At 73.6% G+C, this 1,846-nt stretch carries 2 protein-coding genes; both read left to right on the forward strand.

Annotation, left to right across the window (positions count from 1 at the left end):
- On the forward strand, nt 1–809 hold an 809-nt coding region (locus KME75_RS41225), incomplete at its 5' end, for an AraC family transcriptional regulator (RefSeq protein ID WP_219420414.1).
- 102 nt (nt 810–911) lie between these two features.
- Nucleotides 912–1,754, forward strand: coding sequence for a hypothetical protein (locus KME75_RS41230; protein WP_219420415.1), 843 nt, complete (start codon nt 912–914; stop codon nt 1,752–1,754).
- Nucleotides 1,755–1,846 lie beyond the last annotated feature (92 nt).

The raw sequence follows: 1,846 nt of genomic DNA on the forward strand, positions 1-1,846 counted from the left end.
GACTGGAGTCCAGACGTGTGCCCTTCCGATCTCACCGCCACGCCCACGACTTCCTCGTACTCGGGTACGTCGCGGCGGGCGGTGGGCCGATACGCGTGGACGGGCGGGACCGGCGCCTCGAGACGGGGGACGTGCTCGTCGTCGCGCCGGGCGAGGTGGTCACCCCCGAGGCCGGCCACGAACTCGACTCGGGCGATCTGTGGATCGTGTTCTTCCCACCCGACGTGGTCGAGGCCGGCGCCTTCCGGACCTGGCGGGCGCACCCGCTGCTCCTCCCGTTCGTCCGCGGGGTGGCGGGCGGCGTCCAGCGGCTCCGGGTGCCGGCGGCCGAGCGTCCCGGCTTCGCCGAGCACATCGCGGCGATGGACCGCGAGCTGCGGGAGCGCCGCGACGGCTACGACCAGGCGGTTCTCGCGCACCTCACGCTGTTGCTCGTCGCGGTGTCGCGCCTGGCCGCCGGCGCGCCCGGCGATCTCGCCCTGCGCGACGAGCCGCTGCTCGCGGCCGTGTTCGACGTCATCGAGGAGCGCTTCCACGAACCCATCTCGCTCAAGGACGTGGCCGCTGCGGTCGGCCTGACGCCGGGCCACCTCACGACCGTGGTCGGCCGACGGACCGGGCGGACCGTCCAGCAGTGGATCACCGAGCGGCGCATGTCCGAGGCGCGGCGGCTGCTGGCAGAGACCGACCTCACCGTAGCCGCGCTCGCCGCCAGGCTCGGCTACCGCGACGCCGGCTGGCTCATCAAGAAGTTCCGCGACGCCCACCGGGTTACACCGCTCGCGTGGCGCCGAGCCGGCCGTCCCTGACCCGGACACGCACCGCGACCACTGGGATACGGAGCGTCGGACCGGTAGCCTCGGGCGGCGATGGAACCGCGACGCGACACCCCGCCACCATGGCTTCCCGCGGTGCCCGAGCCTCCCCCCACGCCGCCTCCGACATCGCCCCGGGGCCGTCCGCGCATCACCTGGCGGCGCCTCACGCGCTCCCGCCGAGGAGCTGCCGGACTCGGCGCCGTCGCGGCCGCGCTGCTGCTGTGGCCGTTCTCCGGCTTCTCCTGGATACCCTGGCTGGCCGGCCTCGCCGCGCTCGTGGTGCTGCGACTGCTGCGGCTCGACGGCCTGCTGAAGGGCTGGGACCTCCCCCTCGCCGGGCTGGTGGTCGTCGTCGGGCTGATGCTCAGCACGGGGCCGTGGGCCTGGGCGCTGGCGGCCGGTATCGGGGTTCTCCTGGCCGGGCTCGCGCAGCTGCCGGCCTGGCGGCTCGCCGCGGTGGGTGCGGTGCTGAGCCTGGCTGCGGGGGTGGGGTTCGGCGTCTCGCTATACACCGATCGGTCGGAGCTGACCCGACAACAGGCCGAGGCGAGCAGGCAGACGTTCGGGCTGTTCGGTGAACGGCGCCCGGAGCGCGTCTTCGGTGCGCTCGTGGAGGGCATCGTGCAAGGCGACCTGCCGGGTGTGTGCGGGCTGCTGGACGACCGCGCGGAGCAGGATTTCGTGCGTGCAGCCGGCGCGGCGGACTGTGCGGCTGCCGTTGCTGCATTCCACCAGGCCGTCCCGCCGACCCTGCAGTCCGACGACGTGAGCGTTCCGGCCGTCCAGGACGGCGACCGGTGGCTCATCGACGCCTGTCGCACGGGATGGGCGAGGCCCCTGTTGGGAGGCCCCTCGCTGGGCGAGCTCGAGGTGCGGAGGTCGGCACCGCCGGGAGGCACCTACTTCATCGCTGCGTTCTCGCCCTGCGACGGGTAACTAGTACCGGCTGTCCCTCAACATGGAAGAGGCCCGCCCGGCATCTGCCGGGCTGGCCTCTCGCATGTGATCACTCCCCCCCGAGGCGCTCG

Source organism: Pseudonocardia nigra (assembly GCF_019396355.1).
Classification (GTDB): domain Bacteria; phylum Actinomycetota; class Actinomycetes; order Mycobacteriales; family Pseudonocardiaceae; genus Pseudonocardia; species Pseudonocardia nigra.